Origin of the sequence: Erythrobacter fulvus, assembly GCF_028595285.1 — a bacterium.
In the GTDB taxonomy this organism is placed as follows: domain Bacteria; phylum Pseudomonadota; class Alphaproteobacteria; order Sphingomonadales; family Sphingomonadaceae; genus Erythrobacter; species Erythrobacter fulvus.
The window spans coordinates 25,432-40,671 of record NZ_JAQQXQ010000004.1 but is presented as its reverse complement, the minus strand read 5'-3'; the positions used below and the strand labels follow the sequence as shown (position 1 = coordinate 40,671).

Genomic DNA, 15,240 nt, shown 5'->3' with positions numbered 1-15,240 from the left:
ATCGCTCCGGACTGCCCGTATCGGTGCCCCGAAAAATCCCTGATTTCCGACATTTCCGCGATTTGGCACGCCATATGCATAGTATGTGGCGGTCCCGATGGTCTTCAATAAGAGGCGCGCCTTTCCTGGTTTTCGGGCGGCGCCTCCCCTGAAATGAAAAAGCGCCCCGCACTGGTCCTGCGGGGCGCTTTTCTATTCTGGTATCCGAAGCGCGCCCGCCATTGCCGGAACAGGCGCGCGCAAGATCGGCGGAAGGGCTGTTACGCGGCCTTCTCGACGCCGCTCTCGTCGAGCAGTTGCTGCAATTCGCCTGCTTCGAACATTTCCATCATGATGTCGCTGCCGCCGACGAATTCGCCCTTCACGTAAAGCTGCGGGATGGTCGGCCAGTCGGAGAATGACTTAATGCCCTGCCGGATCTCCATGTCCTGCAGCACGTCGACGCTTTCATAGGCGACCCCGCAGTGATCGAGAATCGCAACCGCGCGGCTTGAAAAGCCGCATTGCGGGAACAGCGGCGTGCCCTTCATGAACAGGACGACGTCGTTGCTGGTGACGAGATCGGAAATACGGGCGTTGGTATCGGACATGTTTCGGGTGGCCCCTGATGCGGTTGAACGGGTGTTGCGTTTCAGGTGGGAACCTTGGTGGTCACTTGCAAGGCATGGAGTTCGCCTCCCATGCGTCCACCGAAGGCCGCATAGACCATCTTGTGCTGCGCGACGCGGGTCTTGCCGACGAATTGCGGCGCGGTGACGGTCGCGGCCCAGTGATCGTCGTCACCGGCGAGATCGGTCAGTTCAACCGTGGCTCCGGGTAGAGCGGCGAGGATGGCTTCCTCGATGGCGGCGGCACTCATCGGCATGGCGATGGCTCCCTTCGCGTAAGGATCAGACTTCGCCGAGCAGCTGGCGGCGCGCCGCGATCGTCATCTCTTCAAGCTTGACGCGAATATCCGCCTCGCTGATGTCGGTGCTGGCAGCGGTCAGATCGCCGAGCAGCTTGCGGATCACGTCCTCGTCGCCCGCTTCTTCGAAATCGGCCTGAACCACCGCCTTCTTATAGGCGTCGGTTTCTTCCGGGGTAAGATTCATCAGCCCGGCCGCCCATTCGCCCATCAGCCGGTTGCGGCGTGCGGCGATGCGGAACGCCACTTCTTCCTCGAGCGCGAAATGGGCTTCCTCTGCGCGTTCGCGGTCCTTGAAATCGGTCATTTCTTATGTCCCCTCGGGTACGATCCACCCGCAGCGATAAAGGCCCCTGCGCGCGGCTTCAAGCACGAAGCCGCACGCGGTGATACATTATTCCATCGTGACGACGAGCTTGCCCACCGCCTCGCGGTTTTCCAGCTTGGCGATGGCATCGCCCGCGCGCTCGAGCGGGAAGGTCTCGGACACCAGCGGATCGATCTTGCCTGCCTTCATCAGGTCGAACAGCTCTTCGACTTGGGCCCGGAACTTCACCGGTTCGCGGGCGGTGAAAGCACCCCAGAACACGCCGCAGATGTCGCAGCTCTTCAGCAGCGTCAGGTTGAGCGGCATCTTGGCGATTCCGGCCGGGAAACCGACCACAAGGAAGCGGCCCTCCCACGCGATCGCGCGCAAGGCGGGTTCGGAATATTGTCCGCCGACGATGTCATAGACGATGTTCGCGCCTTCGGGGCCGCAGGCTGCCTTGAAAGCATTGGCGAGTTCCTTGGACGCATCCTTGTCCATCGCCTCGCGCGGGTAGATCACCACTTCATCGGCGCCCGCCTTGCGCGCCACTTCGCCCTTGGCTTCGGAGGAAACAGCGGCGACCACGCGCGCGCCGAAAGCCTTGGCCAGTTCCACCGCCGACAGGCCCACGCCGCCCGCTGCGCCCAGCACCAGCACGGTATCGCCCGCCTTGATGTGGCCACGGTCTTTAAGGCCGTGGATGGTGGTGCCGTAGGTCATCAGCAGGCTCGCCGCCTTTTCGAACGGCACGCCGTCGGGCACCGGGAAAATGCGTCCAGCGGGCACCACGACCTTTTCGGCCAGGCCGCCATTGCCGATGCCCGCCATCACCCGGTCACCGACCTTAAAGCCTTCGACGCCCTCGCCGACCGCCTCGATCACGCCCGAAATCTCGCCGCCGGGCGAAAAGGGGCGCTGCGGCTTGAACTGGTACATGTCGCGGATGATCAGTCCGTCGGGATAGTTGATCGCGCAGGCCTTGACCGCCACCAGCACCTCGCCCTTGCCCGGGGTGGGGGCCTCGACCTCGTCGAGCGTCAGGGTTTCCGGCCCGCCGGTCTGGTGGGTGCGAATGGCTTTCATGATGTCCTCTCCCGAATGGTAATGATCAGATCGCGGTGCCGCGCATCAGCCACGGCTGGACAGCGGTGCGGCTGGCCTCGAACGCGCCGATGGCTTCGCCCCGGGCCATCGTGAGGCCGACTTCGTCGAGCCCGTTGAGCAGGCAGTGCCGCCGGAACGGGTCGATCTTGAAGGTAAAGCGGTCCTGATAGGGGGTGGTGACGGTCTGCTGTTCCAGATCGACGGTGATCTCCAGCCCCTCGCGCGCCACCTCCAGCAAACGATCAACCGCCTCCTGCGGCAGCACCACGGGCAGGATGCCGTTCTTCACGGCGTTGCCCGAATGAATGTCGGAAAAGCTCGGTGCGATGACCACGCGGATGCCGAGGTCGAGCATTGCCCATGCCGCGTGTTCGCGGCTCGATCCGCAGCCGTAATTGTCGCCCGCGATCAGGATCGGCGCGCCCTTGTAAGCGGGATCGTCGAAGACATTGCCCGGTTCCGCCCGAAGCACCTCGAACGCGCCAGCGCCCAGACCTTCGCGGCTGATGGTCTTGAGCCATTTGGCCGGGATGATGATGTCGGTGTCGACATTCTTGAGGCCGAGCGGGATGGCGCGGCCCTCGACGCGGGTCAGCGGTTGCATGCGCCGTGCTCCTCAGTCGGTTTCGGGCGGTTCGCCCGAGGGGATCGCGCCGGGCTGGGTCGGCTCGTTAGGCTTCTTCTTGGCGGCAAGCTTGCGCCCGGCATAGAGCAGGGCTGCCGCCACCGCCGCCGAACCGATTGCCGCCGCGCCCAGCGCAGCCTTGTTGGTGCCAGATTTCTTGTCGGATTTCTTATCGGTCATGTCAGTTCCATGCGCCTGAAGGGGGGCGGTTTCAAGTCCGCAAGATCAGCCGAGCGCTCGCACATCGGCGAGCCGCCCGGTGACTGCGGCAGCCGCCGCCATCGCCGGGCTGACAAGGTGGGTGCGCGCACCCGGCCCCTGCCGGCCGACAAAGTTGCGGTTCGATGTCGAGGCGCAGCGTTCGCCCGGCGGCACCTTGTCGGGGTTCATACCCAAACACGCCGAACAACCCGGCTCGCGCCATTCGAACCCGGCCTCGGTGAAGATCTTGTCGAGCCCCTCTTCCTCGGCCTGTGCTTTCACGAGGCCGGAGCCGGGGACGACGATGGCCCAGCGCACGTTGTCGGCCTTGCGGCGACCTTTAAGCACTGCGGCGGCGGCGCGCAGGTCTTCGATCCGGCTGTTGGTGCAGCTACCGATGAAGACGTTCTCGATTCTCACCTCGGTCATCGGGGTGCCGGGGACGAGGCCCATGTAGTCGAGCGACTTCTGCGCCGCGACGCGCTTGCTCTCGTCGGCGAATTCCTCCGGATGCGGCACACAGCCCCCGATGGGCACAACGTCCTCGGGCGAAGTGCCCCAGGTAACGCTCGGTTCGACATCGGCTGCGTTGATCGTCACCGACTTGGCAAAGACCGCGCCATCATCGGTATGCAGCGTGCGCCAGTAAGCGACGGCCGCATCCCATTCATCGCCCTGCGGGGCCATCGGGCGGCCCTTGAGATAGGCGAAGGTGACATCGTCGGGCGCGATCAGGCCGGCGCGCGCGCCCGCCTCGATGCTCATGTTGCAGACGGTGAGGCGTTCCTCGATCGTCATCTGCTCGAACACGCGCCCGCGATATTCGATCACGTAGCCGGAGCCGCCCGCCGCGCCGATCCGGCCGATGATGTGCAGGATCAGGTCCTTCGCGCTCACGCCCGGGCCAAGATCGCCTTCGACGCGCACTTCCATCGGCTTCGACTGCTGGAGCAGCAGGGTCTGCGTGGCGAGGACATGTTCGACCTCGCTCGTACCGATCCCGAAGGCGAGCGCGCCGAGGCCCCCGTGGCAGGCGGTGTGCGAATCCCCGCAGACGATGGTGGTGCCGGGCAGCGAGAAGCCCTGTTCGGGGCCGACCACGTGGACGATCCCCTGTTCCTTCGCGGTTGCCGGGATGTAGCGGATGCCGAAAGCCGGCGCGTTCACCTCGAGCGCGGCAAGTTGGGCGGCGCTTTCCGGATCGGCAATCGGAACGGGCTTGCCCGTGCTGTCCAGTCGCGGCGTCGTCGGCAGGTTGTGATCGGGCACGGCGAGGGTCAGTTCTGGCCGGCGCACCGGGCGACCGGCGACCTTCAGCGCCTCGAAAGCCTGCGGGCTGGTAACCTCATGCACGAGGTGCCGGTCGATATAGATCAGTGCCGTTCCGTCGTCGCGTGTTTCGACGGTATGGGCGTCCCAGATCTTCTCGTAGAGTGTGCGCGGGCGGCTCGCCATGACATCTCGGCTCCTTGTTGGAAGGTGCGCTTAGACACGCTCCGCGCCTTCGTGCAAGGTGCGCGATTGACGCCGGTCAAATTCGTCATGGATTTGCAAGCTTTCTAGGCTATAACTTACAAATATGTCAGCAACCGAATCTCCCGCATCGCCGTTTTATCACCCGATCAAGGTCGATCCGGCCGACATCGACTTCATGGGTCATGTCAACAATGCCCGCTACCTGAACTGGGTGCAGGATGCCGTGTTGGCGCACTGGAACGATCTCGCCCCGGCGGAGGATATCGCCAGCAAAGCATGGGTCGCGCTCAAGCACGAGATTACCTATCGCAAGCCCGCGTTCCTCGATGATGACGTCATCGCACAGACCGTGCTCGAACGCTTCAATGGCGCGCGCGCGTTCTACTCGACGCTGATCAAGCGCGGCGAGGATGTGCTGGCCGAAGTGCAATCATCGTGGTGTTGCATCGACGCCGAAACCCTGCGCCCGGCGCGTATCGGCGAACACCTGCGCGAATTCTTCTTTCCCAAGGGGGAATGAAGCGCCGGGGCCGCGCCCCGGCCTCCCACCCTGTCACCCTGATGCGCGGGCTGCCTCCCGGAAGGATACAAGACGCCGCTGATCCTCGTCCCACAAGGTGAGGGTGAGGGGCCTCAGCGTCTGGGCGATGGTGAAGCGGTTTAGGTTGCGCAGCTCCGGGTAGGCTGCAAGCACATTCGGCAGGCGATAGAACGGAATGCGGCTGGCTAGGTGGTGCACATGGTGCATTCCGATATTGCCGGTGAACCAGCGCAGCGGCTGGGGCAGATCGAGGTGCGAGCTGCCCTTCAGCGCCGCATCGTGGAACGACCAGTTTTCACGCTTGTCCCAGTGCGCGTGTTCGAACTGGTGCTGGATGTAGAACAGCCAGACCCCCGTCGAGGCCGCGACCAGCAAGGTCGGGATGATCACCAGCAAGGTGTTACCGATCCCGAACACCGCCATCAGCGCTGCCAGAATCGCAGCAGTGGCAAGGTTGGTGGCGATCGCGCTGACCCAGTACCGCGTTCCTTCCCGCATCAGGCCGATCGGCAGGCGGTGGCGCAGGAGGAACAGGTAGGCGGGACCGATGCCGAACAGCACAACCGGATGGCGATAGACCCTGTAGAACAGGCGCTGAAAGCGTCCGGCGGACTGGAATTCCCGCACGGTTAGGGTATCGACGTCGCCAAAGCCGCGCGCATCCAGATTGCCGGTGTTGGCGTGGTGCAGCGTGTGCGAGCGCCGCCAGCAATCATAGGGGGTGAAGGTCAGCACACCCAGCGCTCTGCCGAGCCAATCGTTGCTTGCCCGTTTCGCTAGGAAGGCGTCATGCCCGCAGTCGTGCTGGATAATGAAGGCTCTCAGCAGCAGCAGACCCGCCACCGGGACCAGCGCCAGCCCGATTGCGTAACCCGATGCGAGCGCAATCAGCATCGCCAGAACCAGCGCGACAAACGGGACAAGCGTCACCGCCAGTTCCCATATGCTGCGTCCTGTCCGTACCTTGGTGAAGGGCCGGAGTTCATAGGCAAGTCTGCGGGGATCGATCGCAGCAGTTTCACCGCCGGCAGCAGTCGGCCGGTCGGTCATCGAAATAGCGTTCAAGGCGTTACATTCCAGATTTCAGCATCAAGGTCGTGTCGGAACCACCATCCATTGGGATGCCGCAAAGCGCAAGCATTCTGTTGCTCCCTTCGCGCAATCGCGATTGCACGGCGGCTCCAGCACTTTATAGGCATCCTCATGGGCCGGGTTTGCGTATCCTCCTGACATGAAGTCGCACTTCAATCTTCCCGCACGGACGATGCAGGGCGCTATCGGGTTGGCGCTGGCCCTTGTCATCGCGGGCAGCTGGCTGGCGATCCATTTCTACGCGATGTTCGTGTTCGAACTGACATGGAGCAACTGGCCGCTGGCGCTGGTGATGGCGGCAGTGTGGTGCTGGCTATCGGTCGGGGTGTTTATTGTCAGCCATGATGCGATGCACGGCTCGCTGGTGCCGGGCAGGCCGAAACTCAACGGCGCGATCGGTGCGGTGCTGCTGGCGCTCTATGCGGGCTTTGGTTGGAAGCACCTGCGCGATGCTCATTTCGCCCACCACAAACTTGCAGGGCACGCGGGCGATCCCGATTTCGACGAGAACAACCCGGATGATTTCCTGCGCTGGTATGCCACGTTTTTCCGGCGCTATTTCGGCTGGCGATCGATCCTCTACGTACACAGCGTGGTCGGCATCTACTGGCTGGTGATCGGCGTTCCCATGGTGCAGATCGTGCTGCTCTACGGGATGCCGGCGCTTTGTTCATCGCTCCAGCTGTTCTATTTCGGCACCTTCCGCCCGCACCGCCATCTGCCGCAAGCGAGCGCGAGCACCGCCGCGACAAGCCGTTTTCACGACCATCACAACACCCGTAGCGAGGATTTCGGCACGCTCGCCAGCCTCGCCACCTGCTTCCATTTCGGCTATCATCTCGAACATCACCGCCGTCCTGACGTGCCGTGGTGGGCGCTGCCGCAGGCGCGCCGGGCCGGGGTGGGTACAACCGGACTAGCTACAAAGGTGCCCGCATGAGCTGGCTCGAAGCCGCCGCCATCGTCCTCGCCGCGCTGATCGGCATGGAATTGTTCGCATGGTATGCGCACAAATACATCATGCACGGCTGGGGCTGGGGCTGGCACCGCGACCACCACGAACCGCATGACAACACTCTTGAAAAGAACGATCTTTTCGCGGTGGTATTCGGATCGATCTGCACCGTGATGTACATCGTCGGATCGCTGTGGTGGGAATGGCTGTGGTGGACCGCAGTGGGCGTGACGCTTTACGGGGTGATCTACACGCTGGTGCATGACGGACTGGTGCATCAGCGCTATTTCCGGTGGGTGCCGCGCAAGGGCTATGCCAAGCGGCTGGTGCAGGCACACAAGCTTCACCATGCGACCATCGGCAAGGAGGGCGGGGTGAGCTTCGGCTTCGTCTTCGCGCGCGATCCGGCCAAGCTGAAGGCCGAACTCAAGGCGCAGAAGGCCGCAGGGGTCGCCGTGGTGCGAGACAGCGTCGGCGGCAGCGACGACGCGTTCGAGACCGTGGGCCGCAACCTTTAGGGGGCCTGCGGCGCGTCTTCGGACGGATTGAGGAGAATTTCTCCACTGGTCGGGACGAGAGGATTCGAACCTCCGACCCCCACACCCCCAGTGTGATGCGCTACCAGGCTGCGCTACGTCCCGTTCCAGTGGAGCGGCGCCTATAGGGCCCGTGTTCGAGGCTGGCAAGCGGGTTTGGGGTGTAAACGGTGTTGCATCTATGCACCGCTGCCGCCCGCATGATTGCCGCCTGCTTGCATTGCTGCTAGGCGCGCCCACTTGAACGCACGGGGCGCTTGCCTCGCATCGCAATCACGGGATCCTGACGGGCTTTATCGCATGACAATCGACCTTCTCGCCGCCGCCGGAGCGGGTGCTGCCGCAGCGCCGCCCGCATGGATCAACTTCCTGCCGATCGTCGGCATGATCGCGATCTTCTGGTTCCTTATCATCCGTCCGCAGATGAAGCGGCAGAAGGAACACCAGCAGAAGGTCGCCGGCATGAAGAAGGGCGATCAGGTCGTCACCGCCGGCGGTCTCGTCGGCAAGGTGGTGAAGGTCGATGATACCTTCGTCGAACTGGAACTGGGCACCAATGTCCGGGTCAAGGCGATTAAGGCCACCATCGGCGACATCATTCCGCCCGGCGGCACGCCCGCCAACGACTGATCCGCCGCTGCTTTGCCAGCTGCCGCTCCCTTCTGCGTGAGATTCTGACGCAATGCTCGAATTCCCCTTATGGAAAAAGCTCTGGCTGTGGGGCGTGACGCTGGCCGCAGCCGTGCTGTCGCTGCCGTCGCTGTTCAATGTCTCGGGTCTCGACTGGCCCGCCAGCCTGCCCAACCCGCAGGTCAATCTCGGGCTTGACCTTGCCGGCGGCTCGCACCTGCTGCTCGAAGCCAAGGCCGGTGACATCCGCGCCCAGCGGCTCGAGAACATGGAAGAAACCGTCCGCCAGCTGATGCGCAATGCCAAGCCGCGCGTGCGGATCGGCGATGTCTCGACTGGCGATGGCCGGATGAGCTTCATGCTTGAAAGCGCCGCCGATATCGACCGTGCCCGCGGGCTGCTCGAACCGGTGATGCAGGGCGCAAATCTCACCCGTGAATGGGATCTGGCGGTGGTTGACGGGCAGCGCATCGTGCTGACGCCCACGACGTCGGGGATCGAGACCGCGCTCGATGAAGCAATGGAAAGCGCCACCGAGGTGGTGCGCCGCCGTATCGACGAACTCGGTACGCGCGAACCAACCATTATCCGTCAGGGCGATACCCGCATTGTCGTGCAGGTGCCGGGCCTTGACGATCCCGACGCACTGAAGAGCCTGCTCGGCCAGACTGCCCAGCTCGAATTCAAGTTGGTCGATCTCAATGCTCTGCCGGAAAACGTCCAGGCTGGCATCGCACCTCCGGGCAGCCAAGTGTTTCCCTATGCGCCGGGAACGCCGCAGGCCGGCCAGTACGAGGCGGTGCGGCGGCTCGGCGGTATCCGCGGCGACAACCTCACCGGTGCGCAGGCCGGGGTCGATCCGCAGACCAACGAATCCGTCGTCAACATCTCCTTCGATGCGCAGGGCGGGGCCAAGTTCGCCAAGCTGACGCGCGAGAATGTCGGCAAGCCGTTTGCCATCATCCTCGACGGGCAGGTGCTATCCGCGCCCAATATCAACGAGCCGATCCTTGGCGGGCGGGCGCAGATTTCTGGCAGCTTCAATCCTGAAAGCGCCAACAACCTCGCCATCGCGCTGCGTTCGGGTGCCTTGCCGGTGCCGCTGCAGGTGATCGAGGAACGCACCGTCGGGCCCGATCTCGGCGCGGACTCGATCCGCAAGGGCTTGCTCGCCATGAGCATCGGCAGCCTTGCGGTGATTGCGCTGATGATTGCCACCTATGGCCGTTTCGGCATCTATGCGACCATCGCACTGGTGTTCAACGTGCTGATGTTGCTGGGTATCATGGCCGGTCTCAATACGACGCTGACCTTGCCGGGGATCGCCGGTTTCGTCATCACCATTGGCGCGGCGGTGGACGCCAACGTGCTGATTAACGAACGTATCCGCGAGGAACGCAAGCGCGGCCGCAAGGTCATCGCGGCAGTCGAAACCGGCTATAAGGAAGCCAGCCGCGCGATTTGGGACGCGAACCTCACCAACTTCATCGCCGGCGTGGCGCTGTTTGCTTTCGGCTCGGGGCCGGTCAAGGGCTTCGCGGTGGTGCTGGTGGTGGGCTTGTTCACCTCGGTCTTCACCGGCGTGACCCTGACCCGCATGTGGGTTGCCGGGTGGCTGCGCAAGGCGCGCCCCAATGATATTACCATCTGAAGGAGCGCGAGACCGATGAAACTTCTAAAGCTCGTCCCGGACGATACCAACATCAAGTTCCTGAAACTGCGCGTGCCGTTCTTTGTGGTCAGCATCGTGCTGATCCTTGGTAGCTGGGCTGCGGTGCTGACCCAGGGGCTCAATTTCGGCGTTGATTTCGCCGGTGGGCAGGAAGTGCGCCTGACTTTCGAGGAGCGCGAGCAGGCGCCGATCCCGAGCCTTCGCGAATTGGTCGGCGGGCTGGGTTACGGCGATCCGGTGGTGCAGGAATTCGGCGGGCCGAAATCGGTTTCGATCCGTGTCCCCCTGCCCGAAGGCGCTGAGGAAACCCCCGGCGCCGCGACCGAGATCGGCAATCAGGTCATCGCCGCAATCGCGAAGGAATATCCCGACGCGCGCACTGACGGGAACGACACCGTCTCGGGCAAGGTCGCAGGCGAGTTCCGGGATTCGGCAATCCTCGCGCTGCTGGCGGCGATGGCAGCCGTGTCGATTTACATCTGGGTGCGGTTCGAATGGCAGTTCGGCGTGGGCGCGATGTTCGCGCTGGTGCACGACGTTTCGGTCACGCTCGGCCTTTTCGCCATCACCCAGATGGAGTTCGGATTGCAGATCGTTGCCGCGATCCTCGCCATCATCGGCTACTCGCTGAACGACACCATCGTGGTTTATGACCGCATCCGCGAGAACCTGAAGAAGTTCCGCAAGATGCCGCTGCCCGAACTGCTCGACCTGTCGGTGAACGAGACGCTGGCGCGTACCATCATGACCTCGCTGACGCTGTTCGTCGCGCTGATCCCGCTGCTGCTGTTCGGCCCGCCGAGCCTGTTCGGTATGGTCGCGGCGATCACTGCGGGTCTGTTCATTGGCACCTATTCGTCGATCTACATGGCAGGACCGCTGCTTATCTGGATGGGCGTGACCTCGAACAGCTTCGTGCCGACGGAAAGCGCGACCGATCGTCAGGAAAAGATCGCTCGCGGCGAGGCGTGAGGGTGAGCGCGGCCTAGGCCGCGCCCACCAGCCTTTCATAATGCGCGGCCAGCGCAGCAGCGTTGGCTTCCCAGCTGAACCCTTCGGTCAAGGCAGCGACTGCCTCGCGCCGGGGCGGGGCGTTGAGCACGGCGTTGATCCCCGCCGCCACGGCTTGCTGATTGCGATCAACCAGTCGGCCTGCGGTGTCGCAGGAAATCAACTCGCGTGCGCCGCCGACGTCGGTTGTCACCACCGGCGTCCCGCAGGCCAGAGCTTCGACCCAGGCATTGGCCAGCCCCTCGCTCACCGTCGGCAGTACCATCACGTCGGCGGCCGAGAGGATCAGCGGCATCAGATCGTGATCGACCGATCCGGCGAAGAAAACTCGGTCTGCCATGCCCTCGCTCGCTGCCAGCGCGCGCAGGCGTGCCTCGTCCTCGCCTTTGCCGACCAGCACCAGCCGCGCTCCGGGAATGTCCTTCAGCGCCTCTATGGCAATGCCCTGGCCCTTGCGTTCGATCAGCGCGCCGACACAGGCCAGCAGGGGCGCATTGTCGGGCATGTCGAACCCCAGCTCGCGGCTCAGCTGGCTGCGCAGTTGCGTGTGTTCGAGCGGACGGAAGCGGTCGCGGTCGAGGCCGGTATAGTGGACCGTGATCTTGCCCGCATCCATGCCCATCGCCGCCATCTGTCCGGCAAGGTCGTGGCTGACGGCAAGCAGTCCGGTCGCTGTGCGTGCGGCATCGAGCATCTGCTGGCGGGCGAAATCCTGCTCGCCCCAGAAGCTGATGTCGCTTCCGCGTGCCTTGATCGACAGCGGCAGGCCGATCTTGCGGGCAATATCGGCGGCGGCGGGGCCGTCGGGAAAAAAGAACTGCGCGTCGAGCACGTCGATAGGCGTTTCGGCATGGATCCGCTCTACCAGCGGTAGACAGGCCCGCGCGATGGCGGCGGCGTTGCGGCGCGCACCGATGCGCGGGATCAGCGTGAAGCGCGGCCGGTGGATGGTAACGCCGCCCTCGATACTCTCGGCCGGAAGCTCCGCCAGCGGCCGATAGCGGCCGAGTGCGAGCGGCGGTAGACCGATCGGATTGACGACGGTTACCCGCCAGTCGCCGCGCTTTGCCAGCGCCTCAAGCGAGCGTGCGACAAAGGTCCCGAACCGCGGATTGACGGGATTGGGATAGAGGGTCGAGACGGCAAGGACGTGCTTCACGGGATCGATACCTGCGCGCGCGGAGGTCAAAGCTCTCTGACCAGCATGAAGGCGACCGCAATCCAAGCCGGATTGTCCACCACCACCTGCTTCTGTCCCGCGCCCGGCGGCAGCAGCCCGACCAGCGTGCCGCGCCGGTCGATCAGCCGTCCGAAGGCGAAGCGCCCGCCGGGGCGGGGCAGCAGGCAGTCGCGGTTGATCGCGCTCTGGGCCGCGTCGGGTGCGAGTTGGCGCAGCCACACCAGATCGCCGGGACGATATTCGCCGACGCTCTCGCTCACCGCCATCACCAGCGCGGGCGGGCCGTCCGCAGCGGCCAGATCGCTGGGTAGCAGCGCCTCCCGCGGGGACGTGAGCGCTTGCGCCCCGCCGGCTGCGAGTTCGGCGACGATCTGTGCGCTGTCGGTGCTGTCGGCGCGCATCAGGCTGGCCGGATCGACTTCCAGCGCCGCAGCAATCTTGTCCATCCACCTCAGCGACAATTGCCGCATGCCGGTTTCGAGCCGTCCGATCGTCTGGGCGGTGGTCGGCGGATCGCAGGCGGCGGCAAGATCGGCGAGGGTCATGCCTTTCGCCTTGCGGATATCGCGGATGCGGTTGAGCATGGGGCGATCTGCCTCGATTAACCAGAACGGTTTCTTCTTTCCTACAGATACGCCGCTTTGGCAAGCCGCTTTCCTGTCACAAGGGAGCAGCCATCATGAAGCGCCAACTGGTCGAACGCGAACTCACATCCGAAGGCCCGCGCCGTTCGCGGTCTGCCCAGGCACGGCGGGCGGTGCGCACCGTCACCGTCAACCTCGCCGAATCGCCGCTCTCCTGGCTGCATGCGCGCGGTCATCTCGATGATCGCCTGTTCGATGCGGGTGAGGCGCTGCGCGGCGACTACGAACGCGCGCAGCTCGCGCCGAATGTGACCATGCGCTGGGATCCGGTGCGGGTGAAGACCACCGGCGAGCGCGGCCTGTCCCCGACCGAACGCCAGATCGCCGCGCGCCGCCGCTTTGACGGGGCGATCAAGGCGGCGGGGCGAGGGCTGGAGGACATCCTTTGGCGGGTGGTCTGCACCGGCGAGGCGCTGCCCGAAGCTGAAAAAGGCCTCGGCTGGCCTGCGCGCAGCGGTAAGCTGGTGCTCAGGATCGCGCTCGAACGGGTGGCCGAGTTCTACCGCATCACCTGAACCGGGGGTGGGCCTAGCCCTCGACCTGTTCGGCAAGCATCAGCCAGCGTTCCTCGGCTACGTCCTTTTCGGCGCGGGCATTTTCGATCCCCTTCGAGATCGTGGCGAAACGCTGCGGGTCCTTGGCGTAGAGTTCGGGATCGGCAAGGATCGCCTCGCCTTTCGCGATCGCGACTTCCAGCTCCGCGATCCGCGCGGGCAGAATCTCGTAGTCGCGCTGGTCCTTGTAGGACAGCTTCGGCCCGGCCTTGGGCGGCGGGGGAGGGGGCGGAGCTGCGGCCTCGTCTTTGCGCGCGGTCGCAGCCGGCTTCGCGGCGACCGGCTTCCTGCGCTTGGCCTCCCAGTCCGCATAACCGCCTGCGACGATATCGACCTTGCCCGACCCGTCGAGGCCCAGCGTTATCGTAACCGTGCGATCGAGGAAGTCGCGATCATGGCTGACGATCAACACCGTGCCGTCGAAATCCGCAATCACTTCCTGCAACAGATCCAGCGTTTCGAGGTCGAGATCATTGGTCGGCTCATCGAGCACGAGCAGGTTTGCGGTGCGGGCGAATTCGCGGGCGAGCAAGAGCCGCGAACGCTCTCCACCCGAAAGGATGCCGACTTTGGTATCGACAAGGCCCGGATCGAACAGGAAGTCTTTCAGGTATGCCTGCACGTGCTTTCGCACCCCGCGCACGTCGATCCAGTCGCCGCCCTCGGCCAGAATCTGGCGCACGGTCGCATCGGGTTCGAGCAGTTTCCTCTGCTGATCGATCATCACCCCGGAAAGCGTGCGGGCGTGGGTCACGCTGCCGGTATCCGGCTCGATTTCCCTCGTCAGAAGCTTGAGCAGCGTGGTCTTGCCCGCGCCGTTTGCGCCGACGATGCCGATCCGGTCGCCGTTCTGGATCCGTAGAGAAAAAGGCTTGATGACGGGCCGTTCCCCATAGGTCTTGGAAATGCCTTCCGCGACGATCACCGACTTGGACTTGAAGTCATCATCGCTCGCCAGCTTGAGCTTGGCCGTGCCCGCGCCCGAGATCATCGCCGCCCGCACCGCGCGCATCTGGTGCAGCTTTTCCAGCCGTCCCTGGTTGCGCTTGCGCCGCGCGGTTACCCCGCGTTCGAGCCAGTGGGCCTCGATCTTCAGCTTGGCATCGAGCCGCTCTGCCGCGCGGGCCTCTTCGGCGTAGACCTGTTCTTCCCACGCCTCGTACCCGCCGAAGCCGACTTCCTTGCGACGCAGCGTCCCGCGGTCGAGCCACAGGGTCGCGCGCGTCAGGCGGGTGAGAAAGGTGCGGTCGTGGCTGATGGTGATGAACGCGCCGCGATAGCGCGACAGCCAGTCCTCCAGCCAGTCGATCGCGCCCAGATCGAGATGGTTGGTCGGCTCGTCTAGCAGCAACAAGTCGGGTTCCTGTGCCAGCGCGCGGGCGATCGCCGCGCGGCGTCTTTCGCCGCCGCTGGCGGTGGCCGCGTCGCGGGTCATGTCGATGCCGAGCTGTCCGGCGATGGCCTCCACCTCGTGCGCGGCAGGGGCATCGTCGCCTGACAGCGCGAAGTCCATCAGGGTTTTCGCGCCGCTGAAATCCGGTTCCTGTTCGAGGAACACGATCTTCGTCCCCGGCTTTACCCGCCGCTGGCCGCGGTCGGCCTCGATCCTGCCGGTGATGATCTTCAGCAGCGTCGTCTTTCCCGCGCCGTTGCGCCCGATCAGCGCAAGCCGGTCTCCGGGCAACACGTGCAGGTCGATCGGCGCCGCGCCGCTGGAAGGTGTCGGGCCGCCGAACAGCCAGCGCCCGCCCTGTTGCAGTGCGAGCCCTTCGAGCGAGAAGATAGGAGGTTGTGCCATGGCC

18 protein-coding genes and 1 tRNA gene are annotated in these 15,240 nt (G+C 64.4%); 7 read left to right on the top strand and 12 right to left on the bottom strand.

Annotated elements, in window-relative coordinates; translation table 11 throughout:
- Positions 1-260: 260 nt before the first annotated feature.
- The 7 genes from grxD to leuC form a co-directional block, all read right to left on the bottom strand.
- Entirely contained in the window at positions 261-590 is a 330-nt protein-coding gene (grxD, locus tag OIK40_RS06140; protein ID WP_273677062.1) for a Grx4 family monothiol glutaredoxin, read from the bottom strand.
- A 41-nt stretch (positions 591-631) separates the two neighbouring features.
- Positions 632-865 (bottom strand): BolA family protein, encoded by a 234-nt coding sequence (locus OIK40_RS06135; protein ID WP_068865424.1) that lies wholly within the window; start codon positions 863-865, stop codon positions 632-634.
- A gap of 25 nt (positions 866-890) precedes the next feature.
- Positions 891-1,214 carry a DUF1476 domain-containing protein gene (locus tag OIK40_RS06130; protein WP_273677059.1) on the bottom strand — a complete coding sequence of 108 codons (324 nt, stop codon included), beginning with the start codon at positions 1,212-1,214 and terminating at the stop codon, positions 891-893.
- An 87-nt stretch (positions 1,215-1,301) separates the two neighbouring features.
- The gene (locus OIK40_RS06125) at positions 1,302-2,300 is read right to left on the bottom strand and encodes an NADPH:quinone oxidoreductase family protein (protein WP_273677058.1); all 999 of its coding nucleotides are present in this window, start codon (positions 2,298-2,300) and stop codon (positions 1,302-1,304) included.
- Positions 2,301-2,325: 25 nt separating this feature from the next.
- The gene (gene leuD / locus OIK40_RS06120; RefSeq protein WP_273677057.1) at positions 2,326-2,925 is read right to left on the bottom strand and encodes a 3-isopropylmalate dehydratase small subunit; all 600 of its coding nucleotides are present in this window, start codon (positions 2,923-2,925) and stop codon (positions 2,326-2,328) included.
- A gap of 12 nt (positions 2,926-2,937) precedes the next feature.
- Positions 2,938-3,126: an isopropylmalate isomerase gene (locus OIK40_RS06115; protein WP_273677055.1), complete on the bottom strand. Its 189-nt coding sequence runs from the start codon at positions 3,124-3,126 to the stop codon at positions 2,938-2,940.
- A gap of 45 nt (positions 3,127-3,171) precedes the next feature.
- Positions 3,172-4,602, bottom strand: a complete 1,431-nt coding sequence (gene leuC, locus OIK40_RS06110) for a 3-isopropylmalate dehydratase large subunit (RefSeq protein WP_273677053.1) — start codon at positions 4,600-4,602, stop codon at positions 3,172-3,174.
- A 124-nt stretch (positions 4,603-4,726) separates the two neighbouring features.
- Between leuC and OIK40_RS06105 the strand changes: the two genes are divergently transcribed.
- Positions 4,727-5,143 (top strand): acyl-CoA thioesterase, encoded by a 417-nt coding sequence (locus tag OIK40_RS06105; RefSeq protein WP_273677051.1) that lies wholly within the window; start codon positions 4,727-4,729, stop codon positions 5,141-5,143.
- Between the two features lie 33 nt (positions 5,144-5,176).
- Here OIK40_RS06105 and OIK40_RS06100 read toward each other — a convergent pair whose 3' ends face one another.
- A complete protein-coding gene (locus OIK40_RS06100; RefSeq protein WP_273677049.1) occupies positions 5,177-6,214 on the bottom strand; it encodes a fatty acid desaturase in 1,038 nt (345 codons plus the stop codon).
- 181 nt (positions 6,215-6,395) lie between these two features.
- Between OIK40_RS06100 and OIK40_RS06095 the strand changes: the two genes are divergently transcribed.
- Both OIK40_RS06095 and OIK40_RS06090 read left to right on the top strand, forming a co-directional pair.
- On the top strand, positions 6,396-7,196 hold the full coding sequence (locus tag OIK40_RS06095) for a fatty acid desaturase (protein WP_273677047.1): 801 nt from the start codon (positions 6,396-6,398) through the stop codon (positions 7,194-7,196).
- On the top strand, positions 7,193-7,729 hold the full coding sequence (locus OIK40_RS06090; protein ID WP_273677045.1) for a sterol desaturase family protein: 537 nt from the start codon (positions 7,193-7,195) through the stop codon (positions 7,727-7,729). The genes OIK40_RS06095 and OIK40_RS06090 overlap by 4 nt, the downstream gene beginning before the upstream one ends.
- A 46-nt stretch (positions 7,730-7,775) precedes the next feature.
- Here the strand turns inward: OIK40_RS06090 and OIK40_RS06085 are convergent.
- A tRNA-Pro gene (locus OIK40_RS06085) sits at positions 7,776-7,852 on the bottom strand.
- A 195-nt stretch (positions 7,853-8,047) separates the two neighbouring features.
- Here OIK40_RS06085 and yajC point away from each other — a divergent pair.
- Genes yajC through secF form a run of 3 tightly spaced genes read left to right on the top strand, consistent with a single transcriptional unit; the run spans position 8,048 to position 11,021 of the window.
- Entirely contained in the window at positions 8,048-8,377 is a 330-nt protein-coding gene (gene yajC, locus OIK40_RS06080) for a preprotein translocase subunit YajC (RefSeq protein ID WP_273677044.1), read from the top strand.
- Positions 8,378-8,429: 52 nt separating this feature from the next.
- Entirely contained in the window at positions 8,430-10,028 is a 1,599-nt protein-coding gene (gene secD, locus OIK40_RS06075; protein WP_273677043.1) for a protein translocase subunit SecD, read from the top strand.
- Between the two features lie 15 nt (positions 10,029-10,043).
- Positions 10,044-11,021, top strand: coding sequence for a protein translocase subunit SecF (gene secF, locus OIK40_RS06070; RefSeq protein WP_273677042.1), 978 nt, complete (start codon positions 10,044-10,046; stop codon positions 11,019-11,021).
- Positions 11,022-11,034: 13 nt separating this feature from the next.
- Here the strand turns inward: secF and OIK40_RS06065 are convergent, their stop codons facing one another.
- Positions 11,035-12,219: a glycosyltransferase gene (locus OIK40_RS06065; protein ID WP_273677415.1), complete on the bottom strand. Its 1,185-nt coding sequence runs from the start codon at positions 12,217-12,219 to the stop codon at positions 11,035-11,037.
- A 26-nt stretch (positions 12,220-12,245) separates the two neighbouring features.
- Positions 12,246-12,824 carry a helix-turn-helix domain-containing protein gene (locus OIK40_RS06060; RefSeq protein ID WP_273677040.1) on the bottom strand — a complete coding sequence of 193 codons (579 nt, stop codon included), beginning with the start codon at positions 12,822-12,824 and terminating at the stop codon, positions 12,246-12,248.
- A 95-nt stretch (positions 12,825-12,919) separates the two neighbouring features.
- Between OIK40_RS06060 and OIK40_RS06055 the strand changes: the two genes are divergently transcribed.
- The gene (locus OIK40_RS06055; RefSeq protein ID WP_273677038.1) at positions 12,920-13,399 is read left to right on the top strand and encodes a DUF6456 domain-containing protein; all 480 of its coding nucleotides are present in this window, start codon (positions 12,920-12,922) and stop codon (positions 13,397-13,399) included.
- A gap of 13 nt (positions 13,400-13,412) precedes the next feature.
- On the opposite strand, the gene OIK40_RS06050 is transcribed toward OIK40_RS06055, so the two are convergent.
- Positions 13,413-15,236: an ABC-F family ATP-binding cassette domain-containing protein gene (locus tag OIK40_RS06050; protein WP_273677036.1), complete on the bottom strand. Its 1,824-nt coding sequence runs from the start codon at positions 15,234-15,236 to the stop codon at positions 13,413-13,415.
- Positions 15,237-15,240: the final 4 nt, after the last annotated feature.

Bases quoted from the DNA above. Each gene is read 5' to 3' on its own strand.
- grxD (WP_273677062.1), bottom strand. From the start codon at position 590: ATGTCCGATACCAACGCCCGTATTTCCGATCTCGTCACCAGCAACGAC.
- OIK40_RS06135 (WP_068865424.1), bottom strand. From the start codon at position 865: ATGCCGATGAGTGCCGCCGCCATCGAGGAAGCCATCCTCGCCGCTCTA.
- OIK40_RS06130 (WP_273677059.1), bottom strand. From the start codon at position 1,214: ATGACCGATTTCAAGGACCGCGAACGCGCAGAGGAAGCCCATTTCGCG.
- OIK40_RS06125 (WP_273677058.1), bottom strand. From the start codon at position 2,300: ATGAAAGCCATTCGCACCCACCAGACCGGCGGGCCGGAAACCCTGACG.
- leuD (WP_273677057.1), bottom strand. From the start codon at position 2,925: ATGCAACCGCTGACCCGCGTCGAGGGCCGCGCCATCCCGCTCGGCCTC.
- OIK40_RS06115 (WP_273677055.1), bottom strand. From the start codon at position 3,126: ATGACCGATAAGAAATCCGACAAGAAATCTGGCACCAACAAGGCTGCG.
- leuC (WP_273677053.1), bottom strand. From the start codon at position 4,602: ATGGCGAGCCGCCCGCGCACACTCTACGAGAAGATCTGGGACGCCCAT.
- OIK40_RS06105 (WP_273677051.1), top strand. From the start codon at position 4,727: ATGTCAGCAACCGAATCTCCCGCATCGCCGTTTTATCACCCGATCAAG.
- OIK40_RS06100 (WP_273677049.1), bottom strand. From the start codon at position 6,214: ATGACCGACCGGCCGACTGCTGCCGGCGGTGAAACTGCTGCGATCGAT.
- OIK40_RS06095 (WP_273677047.1), top strand. From the start codon at position 6,396: ATGAAGTCGCACTTCAATCTTCCCGCACGGACGATGCAGGGCGCTATC.
- OIK40_RS06090 (WP_273677045.1), top strand. From the start codon at position 7,193: ATGAGCTGGCTCGAAGCCGCCGCCATCGTCCTCGCCGCGCTGATCGGC.
- yajC (WP_273677044.1), top strand. From the start codon at position 8,048: ATGACAATCGACCTTCTCGCCGCCGCCGGAGCGGGTGCTGCCGCAGCG.
- secD (WP_273677043.1), top strand. From the start codon at position 8,430: ATGCTCGAATTCCCCTTATGGAAAAAGCTCTGGCTGTGGGGCGTGACG.
- secF (WP_273677042.1), top strand. From the start codon at position 10,044: ATGAAACTTCTAAAGCTCGTCCCGGACGATACCAACATCAAGTTCCTG.
- OIK40_RS06060 (WP_273677040.1), bottom strand. From the start codon at position 12,824: ATGCTCAACCGCATCCGCGATATCCGCAAGGCGAAAGGCATGACCCTC.
- OIK40_RS06055 (WP_273677038.1), top strand. From the start codon at position 12,920: ATGAAGCGCCAACTGGTCGAACGCGAACTCACATCCGAAGGCCCGCGC.
- OIK40_RS06050 (WP_273677036.1), bottom strand. From the start codon at position 15,236: ATGGCACAACCTCCTATCTTCTCGCTCGAAGGGCTCGCACTGCAACAG.